The organism is Anaerolineales bacterium (assembly GCA_030583885.1).
Lineage (GTDB): Bacteria > Chloroflexota > Anaerolineae > Anaerolineales > Villigracilaceae > Villigracilis.
Map to the genome: position 1 here is coordinate 1173850 of CP129480.1, position 15843 is coordinate 1189692.

Below are 15843 nucleotides of genomic sequence, written 5' to 3' on the forward strand. Positions count from 1 at the left end.
TGTCTGCATTCAAAATGGCTACCTATATTGAACAGGTAAAGCAAAAAAGTATTCGCAGCGTAAACAAAATTAATGAACTGACGCGCGGCTGGTTATGGATGCTGGCGGATGCTGCAAAGGAAACCCTAAAGCCTGAGACAGCAATTACTGCCGCGGCGATCGCCTACTTTGCCCTCTTTTCCATCTTTCCCACTGTGCTCTTAAGCATTTCCATTGCAAGCTTCAGCCTTGGCGGGTCCATGGACCGGCAGCTCATCATTCAAAGGCTGGAGTTTGTTGCGCCGGCCATGGGCCGTTTATTGGGACAAAATATTGATGAAATTGTCGAGGCGCGCGGACCCGTAAGCGGCCTTGCTTTGGTTGGTCTGATATGGTCTGCCTCCACGGTTTTTTATACCTTCACTCATACACTGAATCAAATTTGGGGCATGAGACAACACCGGGCATTCTGGAAGCGGCGTGGCCTGGCTATCCTATTTGTCCTGATCTTCGTCGGGCCGGCGCTTTTCCTGGCTTCATTTACCGGTAGTTTGATCGCCCACCTACGCCCCTTGTTACCCGAGCCGATCATTTCACTGGAGGCTGGGGGTGGTGTGGTGCTGGCGATCCTGCTTGATGTTGCCTTGTTTATGGTGCTCTACATGCTGCTCCCGCATGGAACTGCCACCTGGCGCGGGATTTTAGCCGGCGCGATCGGAGCCGGTCTCCTGTGGGAGCTGGCCAAGAAAGTCTTCCTGGCATTTATTTCCACCTACATCTCTGTAACGAATCTGGTCTATGGGTCAGTAGCGACCATTATTGCCTTCCTTGTCTGGTCATATCTGAGCGGCCTTATCTTTCACTTTGGCGCTTACTTAAGCGTTTCTTATTTCCAACTCAAACAAGAGCAAAAAGGATTGCCAGGCAAAATACATCAGTAAACTTCCATCGAATGGACGTGGTGGCGGTACCAGGGTCTCCCCCAAATGGCGGAGAACAACATTCCCCAGCCGATGGATGCGGCTGGGGAGTTTTGATCGTATGATGAACTTGTAGGATCAATCACCCAAAAGGAGAAATCTCATGCTTACCTGGATCATCGTAATTCTGCTCATACTCTGGCTGCTCGGATATTTCGGACCGAATGTCTTCTCCGGCATTCCCCGCTCGGGCAACACCCTGCACGTTTTGCTTGTCATCGCGGTTATCCTCATCATTTTGAGTTTGCTGGGGATCATCTAGGGTGGACCTTCGTTGAAAAAGGGAGAGGCTGCTAGGCCATGCCTCACGGTACGCAATACAAGAAAGGAGATTCCAATGGTATACACGATTATTATCGTTTTATTAGTATTGTTCATAATTGGCTACCTGCGCTAGCACGCGTGTCCACCTGCCGTAAAAAAACTGTTGAACCACTTGATGGATTTATGCAGGCGGATGGGAGGTAAATGGTTTCTTTACGGTAGTTTTGACGGATTGGAAAATTAACATGAATGCTATGCGTCACGATCTGCATATTGCCATGGGCTGGGGGTTGATCTTATTATTGCTGACCCTCACTGCATGTGGTGATATGACAGTCACACCCGTTGCAGCAGGGGATGAATTCCTGTTGCCCCTGTCAACACAAATGGGTGAACCGTGTCAGGCCTGCGCCCAGGCAACTCTCGCAGCCGCATTGACCCAGCAGAAGAGTAGCGCCGATAATCAGGCGGCGGCCACCGCCGAGATAATGCGCGCCAACGCGCAGGCGACCGTACAGTCCGCCGATGCAACATTGAGTGCGGCACAAACCCAGAGCCAAAACAATGCCAACGTCATTGCGGCTCAGATAGCAGGTACTGCCGCAATTGTGCGCGCAAATGCGCAGGCAACCATACATTCAGCCGGATCGACACAGAACGCCGCACTGATCCAGGATTCGATCCAACAAACACAAATGGCGGACCTGGCGACAACAAGTGCAGAAGCCGTGGCGATTCAACAGTTTCGAGATGATCTTGCTGCCGACACCCAGACAGCTGTTGCCAATCATATCGCCACCCAAACCCAGTCCGCCGTTGCGACATCTTACTGGTATACCGATCAGGAACGCCAGCGCGAGGAACAAAGACAGGGCCCGATAGCTTTTCTCTGGATGTGGTGCCTGCCGATCTTTCTTGTGCTGCTGGCGGGTTTGATCATCTGGGGATTCTGGCGCTGGCTGAAGATTCAACAAGCCAACCAACAAATCCTTGATGAGCCTGTTGAGAAGGTACAGGCATCGGTGACTGTGATTCCGCCGCATATACATACGACCACGCCGCCATATCTTGAAAGTGACGTTCTCGAGGGCGGCTATCAGGTCACAACGCCGGATGATCAAGTGCACCAGTGGCTTGATGAAGTTAAAGATGAGTTGCAACGCAGTGATGAGAAGGATACAGATGATGCCGCAGACAATTAATCCACGTCATTTTGATCAGAAAACCCGGCGCATCAGATCCCAGGTATCGGCGGTCCTGAAAAAATGGGGATTAATTCCGAGATTTAAACGCTGGCGATTGACCCAGGACCCGGATTCTGGCATGGTTGTATTGTTCGGCATCCTTAATGACAACTATATTGCCACGCACACCTCAATCCCCTTTGGTAATTACTTCGACCCGCGCTTGTTGCATGATCTTGCAAATGAACTTCAAATTCAGGTGGTGTCCTGCCATAGCGATGGGCTCCGCTATGCCTTCATCCTGGACCGCGGCGAACTTGGCGAATTACCGTCACACATAGACTATCCCTTCGTTGATCACGGCAAGCTTATGCTCAGGGTCGTATACCGCGAACCTCCGCAACCCGTGCCGGCCCCGCCCGTGGAAGATGCCGAAATGATCGATGACCACAGATTCGTACGCCAGGTTGCGGGGGCTTTCTTGAAGGTCTTTGAGGATATCAAACTCAGGGACGATGCGGCCCTGTTGCTTTCCGCTCAAAACCCGCCTGATATTGCGATCATCGATGATGTCGAATTCAACAAGCGGGTGGCGGAACATGAGATCAACCGCCAAAAGGTCAAACGTATCAAGGATCATTTTGATCAGAAAACCGTATAGGATACCTGCTGCATGTGGGTGTTTTCGAGGAGATAGCCTGATGAAGTTGAATTTGCTTTTTATCGTTATAGATGTGATGATCTTGCTGGCATATCCGTTTGTTTATGTGCATGGCCGGCTGCGTTTGTTTTCAAAAGCAGGAGACAATATTGCCCTGGTGCCCGTGTCGACAATCAGCGTTGTTGTGCCGGCCACCGAGAAATAGCAGGCTGGAAATAAAAGGTACAGGGCAGCTGGTTAACCATGTGCAGTCAGAAGATTTCTTTTCCAAATCAGCAACCGCTTTCGTTTTCTCTGACAAACGTTTGGATTTGGCGCAGGCTGTCTCTGCATTACAGTTGAAAGGTGGCTGCCAGTTACCGTACTAATCGGCGGCGAGATCGGAGGAAAACAAACGGCCATCCTCGGAAGACCGTCCGGTCATCGCCTTGAGGCGTACGGGGCGACTCGCAGGCGAATTGGCCGAGCAGCCGCACCGTCACAAATTGATCATCGTGGCCCAGGCGGATTCAGCACAGCGGATTATTGAGGTTGTGGAAACAGCGTTATCGGTCAGGGAAAGAAGCGTAATGTCCCAAGCAAAAATCAGCACATCATATTGATTTGATCGCCAGAGGAAATTTACATGAAACTCGCAAACTTATTGGAAAACCTGGAGTTTGGAAGCAACGATCCCCATGCTGAGCCGCTGCACGTCGACAGGCAGGGCCGGGCGATCCTTTTCACCCTCAAGTCCGATCAATCCATTCGTGAACATCATGCACCCAGTTCACCGTTTTTCGTGGTGGTACTAAAAGGAAAGGGCGTCTTCACGGGCGGCGATGGCGTTGAGCATACCTGCGGGCCGAATACACTCCTTGTGTTTGACACAGGCGAACAGCATACCATCCGCGCCGTGGATGAACTGGTTTTTATCGGATTCCTGCACGAAGTGCCGCTTGCGTAAAATAAAACGATGTCAAGCTGATAGATGACAACCCGTGAGAGGAGACAGCTGTGAACATCCTTTTGATCTACCCCGAATTTCCCGACACCTTTTGGAGTTTCAAGCACGCACTTAAATTTGTTCGCAAGAAGGCGGGCGCCCCCCCACTGGGTCTGTTGACTGTCGCGGCCATGCTGCCTTCCGAGTGGGACAAGCGGCTGGTCGATCTCAATGTAATTGACCTCAAAGATGAGGACCTGAAATGGGCAGATTACGTCTTCATCAGTGCCATGATTGTGCAGCGTGAATCGGTCCGAACCGTTGTCAGGCGCTGTAAAGCTGTTGGAGCAAAGATGGTGGCAGGAGGTCCGCTCTTCACGATGGAACATGAGCAATTCCTGGATGTGGACCATTTTATTCTGAACGAGGCTGAAGAGACGCTCCTGCCGTTCTTGCGGGACCTGGAACAGGGTCAGGCTCGACGCGTTTACTCGTCCGATAAATTCCCGGATATCCACCAAACTCCCATCCCGCTTTGGGAACTCGCAAGCCTCAAGCATTATGACACGATTAGCATTCAGTTCTCACGAGGCTGTCCCTTCAATTGTGATTTTTGCAATGTGACCGCCTTGCTGGGGCATCGTCCGCGCACCAAGACCGCCGCACAGATCATCGCCGAACTGGACAGTCTCTACGCACTGGGCTGGCGTAAGAGCATCTTCTTTGTGGACGACAACTTTATCGGCAACAAGAAGCACATCAAGACCGAGGTGTTGCCAGCCTTGATCGAATGGCGAAAAGGCAAAACCGGCATGTCGTTCAGTACAGAGGCATCCATCAATCTGGCTGACGATCCAGAGTTGGTGAAGTTAATGGTTGCCGCAGGTTTCGCCACGGTCTTTGTCGGGATCGAAACACCCAATGAAGACAGCCTGACGGAATGCAGCAAAAGCCAAAACAAAGGGCGCGATCTGGTGGAAAGCGTCAAACAACTCCAGCGCGCAGGCCTTCAGGTGCAGGGCGGATTCATCGTTGGGTTCGACAATGATTCCCCCTTGATTTTCCAGCAGCAAATTGATTTCATTCAGAAAAGCGGCATCGTGACAGCCATGGTCGGGTTGCTGCAAGCTCCATTGGGAACACGCCTCTACGAACGCATGCAAAAGGAAGACCGTTTGGTAAAAGAGTTTTCGGGCGATAATGTGGATGGTTCGACCAACATCATTCCCAAGATGGGATTGGGACCCCTGAGAAAAGGCTACCGCGAGATACTACGCCATATCTACGCACCCAGGCATTATTACGAGCGTGTTTTGACGTTTCTCCGCGAATACCAGCCACCCAACATTAAAGTCCATTTTGAGCCGCAATATATCATGGCACTGTTGCGATCCATGTACCAGCTGGGTGTCAGCGGGGTTGAGCGCATCCAATACTGGCGGCTCTTTTTCTGGACGCTGTATCATCGGCCGCGCCTGTTTCCGCTGGCGATCACGTTTGCCATATACGGCTTTCATTTTCGTCGTGTGGCTGAGTTGCATATCGACTGAAGGTGGGCATGTGGATGCAGCCATCCCGTTGGTTCGGCTTCCTGTGTAATGTAGAATCGACCAAGGAGTGTTTATGGAACAAAATAAAATTATGATCGAACGAGATAAAAAGGTTGCGCTTGTGGCGCATGATAATAAAAAGCGGGATCTGGTTGAGTGGGCAAAGTTCAATAGGGACCTTCTCGCGCACCACAAAATTTACGCCACGGGTACAACAGGGGCATTCCTGGAAAAGGAACTTGGATTTCCGATTTACAAACTTGAGAGCGGACCGCTAGGCGGGGATCAGCAGATTGGTGCAAAAATCGTCGATGGCGATATTGACTTCCTGATTTTCTTTTGGGATCCGCTGGAGTCCTTGTCCCACGATCCGGATGTGAAGGCTCTTTTGCGGATGGCTGTTGTGTGGAACATTCCCATGGCCTGCAACCGGGCAACCGCCGATTTTATGGTTTCGTCCCCTCTGATGGATGAGGAATATTCTCGTTTGCTTCCTGAATATGATGTATATAGGAATCGGTCGAAGATGGAAAATGGGTAATGAGAAACACTCCCTGTAAAAAATAAATGACAAACATACAGAACAAGGTTTCAGCCATGCTGAAGAAAGAGGAAAACAATATGAATAATCGACGAGAATTCTCAATCCGGGAAGCACGTTCCGTTGGAGCCCTGTTAAAAATTGACTGGTCGCAAATAGACCAGGAGCAATTTCGGCGCGGGCTTGAAGTGGAACTTGAGCATGGTGCGTCTGACCCGCAGACCGATGTGACCGGTGACGACCTGCTTCTTACAGGAAAAATTGCATGGGCGCACCTGAAAGAGATTCGAGACTATTACACAAGGCTGGATAAGATGGAATCCGAGGCGGAATCCAAAGTGTAGAGTTATCCCACCAAAATTTTTGGCCTGTATTGTAACGCCTCCGCCAAATGCGGTGACTGGATCTCTTCGCTCCCTGCCAAGTCTGCGATCGTACGTGCCAGTTTGAGGATGCGATGATAAGCACGCGCGGACAAATTGAGTTGACTCATCGCCGCCCGCATCAGGCTTTGACCTTCGGGTTGCAACTGACAAAATTGCCGTACCTCCCCGATGCGCATGTCGGCGTTGCAGACGATGTCAGATGAACCATTGATCGAGAAACGTTTATTTTGAATATCTCGTGCCGCTTGAACGCGCTTGCGGATGGTTTCGGATGTTTCGCCTAATCGATCCCCGCTGAGTTTTTCGTAGTCCACGCGCGGGACTTCGATGTGGATGTCAATTCGGTCAAGGATGGGACCGGAGATTCGTTTTTGATATTTAGTCACTACGGCAGGGGCGCAGGTGCAGGCTTTTTGAGAGTCTCCAAAATGTCCACATGGGCAGGGGTTCATCGCGGCAATTAATTGAAAGTTTGCAGAAAATGTAAGCGAGCCTTTGGCACGGCTGATGGTGACGACTTTGTCCTCCATCGGCTGGCGCATCACTTCAAGGACGCGCGTGCCGAATTCTGGGAATTCGTCAAGGAAGAGCACGCCTCTGTGTGCCAGCGAGATTTCGCCGGGCTTGGGGATGTTGCCGCCACCGACGAGTCCCGCGTGACTGATGGTGTGGTGCGGCGCGCGGAACGGACGATGCTTGATGAGCGGTGTGCCAGCGGGGAGTTGGTCTGCAACCGAGTAGATGCGCGTGACATCCAATGATTCTTCAATGGACATTTCTGGTAGGATACCGGGCATGGCTCTGGCTAAAAGCGTTTTGCCGCTGCCTGGTGACCCAGCCATCAGAACATTGTGCCCCCCAGCCGCCGCGACCTCGAGTGCGCGTTTGACGTGCTCCTGTCCTTTGATTTCCGAGAAATCTGTGGGGGTAAAGAGCGGTTCGAGTTCATCGCTGGTGGAGCGCTGGTAAGGCTCAATGAAACGCCGGCCAGCCAAATGGTCGTACAGATCCGCAAGCGATTTGACCGGGATAATTTCAAGGTCCGGGATCAAGGCCGCTTCGCCTGCATCCGCTTCGGGGACGAACATCCGCTTGTATCCATTGGCCCGCGCTGTGGCCGCCATTGGCAATACACCGCGTGTATGGCGTACGACTCCGTCCAGCGAGAGTTCCCCGATCACCAGGGTATCATCCACAACATCATGGGGGAGATAATCCGCAAGGAGGATGACACCGAGTGCAATGGGCAGGTCGTAGGCGGGACCTTCCTTGCGGACGACGGCGGGCGCGAGATTGACGACGATACGATGACGGGGGAAGTGCAGGCCCGCGTTCTTGACGGCGGTTTGAACGCGCTCGCGGCTTTCCTGCACGGCGGCATCGGGCAGACCGACGATGGTGACGCCGGGCAGACCGTTGGTGTAATCCACTTCGACTTCGACGATGACACCTTCCAGCCCCACTACAGCGCAGGAATATACGCGGGATAACATGGGGCGATTTTATCAGACTTCGATGGCATGGTTTTAAAACAAAGGAGGCTCGTCGTTCGACGAGCCTCCCGCTTACTTTGTTTAACTAATTGCCCTGGTTAAGTGGCACTGTTACTGTTGTTGTGGCGGTTGTCGTCGTGCCACAGGTGTTGGTCACCAGGTAGGTGATGGTGTAGATGCGGCCCGTTCCCAAGCCCGAACGTTCGGCGCGCAGTTTAAAATTAAAGTCTTCCACGATGACGATATCGTCCACGGTGTTGCCATCATCGTCGCCGTCATCGGGTTCATTGGACGTGACAGAGAGCAGCGTGATCGAAGTCGTATTGCCTGAGGCGAGAACCGTGGCGTTCACGTCCACGTATTTGTGGTTGGCAGGCCACAAGACCGATGGTGTGGCGCTGACGGTTGCCATCGGAGCCAGGCATAAGCCAACCACCACCGGGTCGTGATCAGAGGTGCGGACCGCGTTGGGTTCGTAGAGCGGAAGCCTATCAGACTCTTCTTCGAATGTGGCTTCGTTGGCAGTCCGTTCGTCATCGTTATAATCGAAGAGCGGAATCTCGTCGGCGTTGATGTGCCACTCCGCCAGACCAATGATTTGAGAACTCAGGTTGGAATTGGCGAGAGCGTGGTCGAGGTAGCCAAGCTGGCCGTCGAATACGTAACCGTAGGCGCTGGGACCACCGAAGGCCGCCACTAAATCGGTATATCCGGCATTTTGCAGAGCGACGATCGGGTCTTCCCTGGCATAGGAATTCAGGTCACCGATGATCAGTACGTCGGGGTCACCGCTGCCGGTCGGGTCGGTGGCAAGCCAGTCTGCCAGGGCTTGAGCCGCCAGTGTGCGTGTGCCATTGCAATTGCCTTGACCGGTGGTGGTATCGTCATCACCGGCGCCACAGCCCGAACCTTTGCTCTTCAGATGGTTGACGACCACAGTGAAACGCGCGCCAGTGGCGGTTTCCTCAAATGTCTGAGCCAGCGCCGGGCGGTTTCGGGTATCAATGAAATTCGGATCAACGCTGCTATCAAGGATGGCGTACGGACCGAACGGCTGAACAGTGGATGTCTTGTAAATGATCCCAACGCGGATGGCATCGGTACCGACCACGCCAGTATCGATGTAGGCATATCCCGGTAGGCCGGCCACAATATCAGCCAGCGGTTCGACACCAGGAGTGTTTTCCATCTCCATCAAGCCAACCACATCGGCGTCCAGAGCAGACAAGGCTGCCAGCAGTTTGGTGCGTTGGCGTTCCAGTTCCTGGGTGCTATCGGCACCTCGACAGTCCTGATTCTGGGTTGGGGCGCAGATGTCACTGGTATCGATGGTCAAGAAGTAGTTAAGGACATTGAAACTGGCAACTTTTAGGTTACCATCGACATTAGGTACATCCGGGCGCAGGTTGACCGGGGTGAAGGCATAGTTATAGGCTTCTGTCACCGGGCGAATGCGCCAGGCGTCCGTGCCGGTCTGACCGGCAAACGACCAGTGGAGCACGCCGGTGAGGTCCGTAATCGTGTCGCCGCCGCGGAAGTAGTTGCTTATGCTGAGTCCCGGCACGGGGTGGTAGTAGGCTGTGTTCGGAACATCCACAGGGCGGTTCTGGCGGTTATCGGTATCGTCGAGGATGATCGTACGGCTTGCCAGATCGATCTCATGATTGATCAAGCCAAGCACACTGGGCATGTTGACTGCGGTGAATGTGTGCGGGCGTCCGCCTTCGGTGAGGATCACCTGGCCGTAGCGAGCCAGTTCAAAGTATTCACTGACCGAGAGGACGTCTGGGAAGGTCACTAGCATCCCCTCAAACGCCTCGAAGTAGGCATTGATGGCGGCTGTGGCGAGAGTGATGTCATCGCTGGGCACACCGGGCACAGGCAGTTGGACGCTGGCTGGGGTGGGCAACGGGTTGCCCGGGCTGATCACGTTGACACTGGCTGCGGTGGAAGCCGTGAGCTGGCTCATCCCAAAGAATTCGCTGGAGGCGCCGGTGACCCGTACCTTATCACCGACACTAACCGGTGTGGGGCAATTGCTGCAGAAGACAAAGATGCCTTCCGAAGTGGCTGGGTCGGCATCGGTGTCGGCATCCTCTTCCTGGATGAAGAAACCGCGCATCTGACCGCTGCCCTGAGTTTGGTAATCGCCCACTACGATTGCCTCAACCGTGAAGGTGCCAGCAGCGGCGGTGCTGCCGCTGCCTTGGATGATATGGATTGGCGTAATCGCAATGCCAGCACCAGTAGTGAAGCTAAAACTGGTAGTGCCCGTCAAGGAATTGGGCGTGCCGTCATTATCGGTCACACCATTTGCATTGATTACAATCACGCAAGTGGTGTTTGAGGGCAAATCGCTGGACGGGTCGATTATCACATTCGTGACGTCATTAGTGGCACTGTTGCTAGCGACCTGAGTACCAGCCGGGCACTCAACACCGATTGCTCCAGCAGCCACATCCACACTCTCGCTGAATGTCACGCTGACATTGCTGCCCACCGGCACGTTGGTGGTGCCAGCAGCAGGATTCGTTTCAGTCACTGTCGGGGCAAGGTCGGCAGATGCACCGGCTGTGGGCGTGTTTGCTGATCCGAGGTTGAAGTCACTGATCACCCAGTCGGCTGCGGTGTCGGTATCCACGCCGTCTGTAAGACGACGGATACCAGCAGGAAAGAAACTTCCATCGGGGCCGACCACCGGGGCGCCAAAGAAGAAGGTACTGGCAGTCGCGTCAGTGATGCCAACGCTATCAAGCACGATCTCGCTGCCATTTACACTGATACCGCTCAGGCTGGCTGTATCAACCAATGCCACAGTTGCGCTACTATTCTCCAGACTGTTAGTGGCAATGTTAATGTTTGGTGTTACACCGTAGACCGATTGCAGGCTCGATGTTGTGCCGATCAAGAAGAAACTGTTGACCCCGATGGTGTCAGTGAGTGCAAAATCATAGCGGAAGTCAATGTTGCCAAGGGACGTGCCATTGTTGCTCTCTATATAGATCAGGCTCAAGCCTGCCAGTGATGCGCCAGGCTCACCATAGAGTTCAACATATTCCACATCTGTCCCAGTGGTGCTCGCCAACACCTCGTTGATCACCGTGGGTTGGGGGTCGTCGCAATTCGCAATATGACTCCCCAATCCATCAACTGCATCGGTGGCGAATCCATCCCATTCCGCAGCGGGGTCGAAGGCATTTGACCCGTCCGGGTCGCCGGCGCAGACCTCCGTTTTACGGCGCAGGGTGTTATCGGCTGTACTGATAAGTCCCGAACCCCATTCAGTACCGGGGTCAAATCCGATTTGACCAATCACATCAATGACCGTTGTGCCTTTGCGAAGTACAACTGCATCATCGCCATTGAACCAGCCAGATCCATTGGTCTGGTCGGCTTGGGCAAGAATTGTTGGAGTGGCAGCGGACTGGGCGATAACATACACATCACTATTTGCAACTGTGCCTGTCAGGTTGATCGTCAATCCTGCTGCCGAAGAACCATTGAAGTACACCTGGATGTTATAACCACCAGCCAACAGGTTGATTGCCGCGCCAGTGCCATTGTAGATCTCGAGCGCCTTGTTATTGCTGGAGCCCTCGATATACTCAGAAAAAAATAGCTCTGTTGGCGTAGCAGCGCTTGCGAACTGCAATGGCATCAGAGCTAAGATCATCGTCAAGATAATGATACTGGCGGACAACTTATTTGGAAACTTTGGCATTGCTTTCTCCTTTTTACGTCGAAACTGAACTAGGTCATAAAAAAGATGCAAGCGCAAGCAACCCTATTGTAGGTGAGGCCTTGCAAAAATGCAAGTCGCCAGACATGTAAATTATATATGGAATTTTCCTGCATTAAAATGTTTCCCTTCTTTATAAAATAAAACAGTGTGGGCATCTGCCCACACTGTTGATGTATTATCGACTCTCTAGTCCAAAAGTTCCTTCGGAATATTGCCGCCGTTCGCAGCGATCTTCCTTAAAACTTCCTTGTGAAGCCAGGTGTTCATCTTTGCCGAGTCGCTCATCAGTTCAGCGGGACAGCCAAGTTCGGTCGCCAATTCATTGCGTGCCTCGCGGCTGCTGTCGATATCGAGCAGCTTCAGCAGGTCCACAATGGAGACTTTCCAGTTCAGGTCTTTCCCGGCGGAAAGCTGCTCCAGTTGTTTGACCACGTCCACCTCTGAAATAGGCGCCCGAGTGGCGGCAGCCATGTCATCCCTCTCACCCTTGCCCATGACCGCGGGTTTTGCACCCGCGCCGCTGGATGCGGAAGGAGTGGCAGCCCCCTTGGATGCGGCAGCACCCTTATCCTTTTTGATGCCAAGTTTTTCGAGAATTTTACTGAAGAATCCCATGATGTTATTTCCTTTCGATATATGTGCTATGTGGGTTGATAAATATGATTGATTACAGATCGTACATAATCAACCAGGTCATTATATCCTGTTGCAGCCTGTGTAACCTTAAAAAAAGAAAACCGATACGGGGAGTTGTTTTCTTTTACCCTGCCATGCAATATAATCCGCGCATGGAAAACCAAAAACAACCCTTCTGGACCCGTGACTCGTCCATATTGCTGGGCGGGTTCTTTGTGACCATCTTCCTCATTATGTACATTTGGTGGCCCCTTGCGGAGGAGTACCTCGCCTATGTGGATTGGAACGGAAAATGGTGGCTGTATATGGACTGGCTTTTGCTCGGTGTTTTCCTGTTTATGTCCATTACGATTGTGGCGCGCGCAAATCTCAAAACGGATGTGCTGATCGTCTTCGTTGGCATCTGTGGCGGGCTGGCAATCGAAAGCTGGGGCACCCAAACGGAACTCTGGCATTACTACACCAACGAACGTCCGCCCTTGTGGATCATCCCCGCCTGGCCGATTGCGAGTTTGTCCATTGATCGGATTGCACGATACTTCAATTGGATCATCGAACGCAAGACGACCATTCACCATGCTCTATTCTTTCATCTCTATTGGATCACCTTCGCCTCCTTCCTAACCTTGATGCTGGTCTTTGTCTCCCCGACATTTGACAAGTCCTATACATGGCTGGCGACGATCCTGTGCATTCTGCTCATCCTCACTCCTGCGGACCATCGCTTTGCCTTGCTGACCTTTATCGCAGGCGCGGGGCTGGGCTATTTCCTTGAATTGTGGGGTACCACCCGCGAATGCTGGACGTACTACACCTATGAAACGCCGCCGTTGTTTGCTGTCCTTGCGCATGGCATGGCAGCGGTCGCTTTTTGGCGGGCGGGGTTGGTGATGAAGATGGTAGGGGAGAAGTTGATTGGATTGAAAAGTAAGCCAGTGACCAGTTTGAGAATCCGTAAGATGAACGTCTCGCGGATTTTTTTCAGCGGTGGAAAAGGCTGGAGAAAATAGAATCAGATAAAGGCGGGGGATGAGGCGAATGTGACATTTTGCCCTTGACTCGGGGGCGAATCGTCGTAGAATATGACCTTGTGGTCACATGACCACAAGGTCATATCTATTCACCCGCCGCCGACCACAGCGGGGTAATCAAATAAAGGAACAACTATGATCCGCGTTGAGAATCTTACTTTTACATATACTGGCACGACCAAGCCCGCCATCAAGGACATCAGTTTCAACGTCCAGCCCGGCGAGATCTTCGGCTTTCTCGGACCAAGCGGTGCGGGCAAATCGACCACGCAGAAGATTTTATTTCGGCTCCTGCAAGGCTTTCAAGGGTCGGTCAGCGTGTTCGACCGCGACCTGCGCGAGTGGGGTTATGAATATTTCGAACAGGTCGGTGTAAGTTTTGAATTGCCCAACCATTACAGCAAATTGACCGCGCGCGAGAACCTGCGTTACTTCGGCGCGCTGTATCAGGGATCGGTGGCAAAGCCCGAAGAATTGCTCGAAAAGGTCGGCTTGCTGGACGATGCCGATATGCTCGTCTCGCAATATTCCAAAGGGATGAAGAACCGCCTGAGCGTGGCGCGTTCGCTGGTGAACAAGCCCAAACTGCTCTTCTTGGACGAACCGACCGCGGGGCTTGACCCCGTCAACGCCCGCAAGATCAAGGACCTGATCAAAGCCCAAAAGGACGCGGGCAAGACGGTCTTTCTCACCACGCACGATATGCACATCGCCGATGAACTGTGCGACCGCGTCGCATTTATCGTAGATGGCAAACTCAGCCTGATCGATTCGCCGCGTGAATTGAAATTGCGCTACGGCAAAGCCGACGTGCGCGTGGAATTCGGCTTGAACGGGGTACATGAACAACGTGATTTCGCACTGGCGGGTCTCGCAGATAATACCGGGTTCTTGAAATTGCTTCGTGAAGGCAGCGTCCGCACCCTGCACACGCAGGAAGCAACACTGGAAAACATCTTCATCCAGATGACGGGACGGAGGCTCGAATGACGCGCCTGCTCTCCCTCGCCCGCTGGGATGTGAGTCTGCAATTCCGTAACGGTTTCTATTATGTGTCGGCGTTCACCGCGGTCGTTATGATCGTCCTGCTCAAACAATTCGATGTCACCGACTTTGGTTACTGGTGGCCCGCCATCATCACGGGCAACCTGACGATCAATTCCTTCTATTTCATGGCGGGCATTGTCCTGCTTGAAAAAGGCGAAGGCACGCTTGAGGCACAGATCGTCACGCCCTTGCGCCCGTGGGAGATCCTCGGCTCGAAGGTGCTGACTCTCGGTCTGCTCTCGCTGTTCGAGACGCTCACCATGATCGTCATCATCCAAGGCGTGAATTTCAACTGGCTTCTGCTGGTGACGGGCATCGTGTTCTACATTGCGATGCTTTCGCTGTACGGCTTCATCGTCGTCGCCCGTTACGACTCGATCAGTGATTTCCTCCTGCCCTCCGCCGTGTGGACGATGGGCTTTTCCCTGCCGCTGTTGTATTACTTCGACATCTGGCGCAGTTGGGTGATGTTTCTGCATCCGTTACAAGCGATCATCATCCTGCTTCAATCGGCGTTCGCGTCCGTGCCTGCCTGGCAGATCGTTTACGGAATCGCTTATTCGATCTTATGGACAGGCATCGTTCTATGGCTCAGCCTGCGCACGTTCCACCGCTTCGTGGTGGCAAAAGAAGGAGCGCGTAAAAAATGAACCTCAACACGGTCTTCCGTTCGCTCGGTCCCATTGACATTCGCAATGTCCGCCGCGACAGCCTGACCTCGTGGATGATCTTCCTGCCGATCATGCTGGCACTGGTCTTGCGCTGGGGCGTGCCTCCGCTCACCGCGCGGTTGATGGAGCAATACAACTTCGATCTCGTCCAATACTATCCTGTTTTGCTGGCGTACTTTTTTATCGGCATGTGCCCAATGGTCTTCGGCGCGTTGATCGGTTTTCTTTTATTGGATGAAAAGGACGACCGAACCTTGACCGCCCTTCAGGTGACTCCTTTACCCATCAGCGGATACGTCCTCTATCGGGTGACGGTTCCGATCTTCCTCACCCTTGGGCTGATGTTCGTCCTCTTTCCCTTAGCGGACCTGACGCCTTTCGACCTGCGAACGGTCCTGCTCTCGGCGATTGCCGCCGCGCCCATGGCGCCGATGCTTGCCCTGCTCTTCGGCTCCGTCGCGCAGAACAAGGTACAGGGCTTCGCGCTGATGAAACTGACGGGTTTCATCTTCATCGCCCCTGTCGTCGCCTACTTCGCGCCCAGGGGCTGGGAACTGTTATTCGGCATCGTCCCCACCTACTGGCCCATGAAAGTCTACTGGCTGTTGTACGCAGGCGAGACGAACGTATGGCTGTATGTGGTCATTGCGGTTGTGTACCAACTGCTCGTCGCCGCCTTTTTTGCGAGAAGGTTTTACAAAGTTTTGCATCAATGATCAATTCGCGCTCGGCGGCTTAAGTAAATTATTCAGG

General features: G+C 52.9%; 16 protein-coding genes. 13 read left to right on the forward strand and 3 right to left on the reverse strand.

Annotated features, from left to right (window positions below; all coding sequences use genetic code 11):
• Nucleotides 1-14: 14 nt before the first annotated feature.
• The 9 genes from QY332_05880 to QY332_05920 all read left to right on the forward strand — a co-directional run bounded on the left by QY332_05880 (nt 15) and on the right by QY332_05920 (nt 6428).
• Entirely contained in the window at nt 15-920 is a 906-nt protein-coding gene (locus QY332_05880; GenBank protein ID WKZ37459.1) for a YihY/virulence factor BrkB family protein, read from the forward strand.
• A 142-nt stretch (nt 921-1062) separates the two neighbouring features.
• Nucleotides 1063-1221: a lmo0937 family membrane protein gene (locus QY332_05885; protein WKZ37460.1), complete on the forward strand. Its 159-nt coding sequence runs from the start codon at nt 1063-1065 to the stop codon at nt 1219-1221.
• A gap of 247 nt (nt 1222-1468) precedes the next feature.
• A complete protein-coding gene (locus QY332_05890) occupies nt 1469-2425 on the forward strand; it encodes a hypothetical protein (protein ID WKZ37461.1) in 957 nt (318 codons plus the stop codon).
• 121 nt (nt 2426-2546) lie between these two features.
• The gene (locus QY332_05895) at nt 2547-3068 is read left to right on the forward strand and encodes a hypothetical protein (GenBank protein WKZ37462.1); all 522 of its coding nucleotides are present in this window, start codon (nt 2547-2549) and stop codon (nt 3066-3068) included.
• A 40-nt stretch (nt 3069-3108) separates the two neighbouring features.
• Nucleotides 3109-3273: a hypothetical protein gene (locus tag QY332_05900; protein WKZ37463.1), complete on the forward strand. Its 165-nt coding sequence runs from the start codon at nt 3109-3111 to the stop codon at nt 3271-3273.
• 420 nt (nt 3274-3693) lie between these two features.
• Nucleotides 3694-4014 (forward strand): hypothetical protein, encoded by a 321-nt coding sequence (locus tag QY332_05905; protein ID WKZ37464.1) that lies wholly within the window; start codon nt 3694-3696, stop codon nt 4012-4014.
• Between the two features lie 50 nt (nt 4015-4064).
• The gene (locus QY332_05910) at nt 4065-5543 is read left to right on the forward strand and encodes a B12-binding domain-containing radical SAM protein (protein WKZ37465.1); all 1479 of its coding nucleotides are present in this window, start codon (nt 4065-4067) and stop codon (nt 5541-5543) included.
• Nucleotides 5544-5616: 73 nt separating this feature from the next.
• On the forward strand, nt 5617-6084 hold the full coding sequence (locus tag QY332_05915; protein WKZ37466.1) for a methylglyoxal synthase: 468 nt from the start codon (nt 5617-5619) through the stop codon (nt 6082-6084).
• A gap of 80 nt (nt 6085-6164) precedes the next feature.
• Nucleotides 6165-6428 (forward strand): hypothetical protein, encoded by a 264-nt coding sequence (locus QY332_05920; GenBank protein WKZ37467.1) that lies wholly within the window; start codon nt 6165-6167, stop codon nt 6426-6428.
• 2 nt (nt 6429-6430) lie between these two features.
• Here the strand turns inward: QY332_05920 and QY332_05925 are convergent, their stop codons facing one another.
• From QY332_05925 to QY332_05935, 3 genes are all read right to left on the reverse strand, one after another.
• Nucleotides 6431-7963, reverse strand: coding sequence for a YifB family Mg chelatase-like AAA ATPase (locus QY332_05925; protein WKZ37468.1), 1533 nt, complete (start codon nt 7961-7963; stop codon nt 6431-6433).
• Nucleotides 7964-8048: 85 nt separating this feature from the next.
• On the reverse strand, nt 8049-11684 hold the full coding sequence (locus tag QY332_05930; GenBank protein ID WKZ37469.1) for an ExeM/NucH family extracellular endonuclease: 3636 nt from the start codon (nt 11682-11684) through the stop codon (nt 8049-8051).
• A gap of 207 nt (nt 11685-11891) precedes the next feature.
• Nucleotides 11892-12320, reverse strand: a complete 429-nt coding sequence (locus QY332_05935) for a DUF3597 domain-containing protein (GenBank protein WKZ37470.1) — start codon at nt 12318-12320, stop codon at nt 11892-11894.
• A gap of 173 nt (nt 12321-12493) precedes the next feature.
• Between QY332_05935 and QY332_05940 the strand changes: the two genes are divergently transcribed.
• The 4 genes from QY332_05940 (at nt 12494) to QY332_05955 (ending at nt 15806) form a co-directional block, all read left to right on the forward strand.
• Nucleotides 12494-13351: a hypothetical protein gene (locus tag QY332_05940; protein ID WKZ37471.1), complete on the forward strand. Its 858-nt coding sequence runs from the start codon at nt 12494-12496 to the stop codon at nt 13349-13351.
• Nucleotides 13352-13507: 156 nt separating this feature from the next.
• Nucleotides 13508-14362 (forward strand): ABC transporter ATP-binding protein, encoded by an 855-nt coding sequence (locus QY332_05945; GenBank protein WKZ37472.1) that lies wholly within the window; start codon nt 13508-13510, stop codon nt 14360-14362.
• Nucleotides 14359-15069 (forward strand): ABC transporter permease, encoded by a 711-nt coding sequence (locus QY332_05950; GenBank protein ID WKZ37473.1) that lies wholly within the window; start codon nt 14359-14361, stop codon nt 15067-15069. The genes QY332_05945 and QY332_05950 overlap by 4 nt, the downstream gene beginning before the upstream one ends.
• Nucleotides 15066-15806 carry a hypothetical protein gene (locus QY332_05955; GenBank protein ID WKZ37474.1) on the forward strand — a complete coding sequence of 247 codons (741 nt, stop codon included), beginning with the start codon at nt 15066-15068 and terminating at the stop codon, nt 15804-15806. The genes QY332_05950 and QY332_05955 overlap by 4 nt, the downstream gene beginning before the upstream one ends.
• Nucleotides 15807-15843 lie beyond the last annotated feature (37 nt).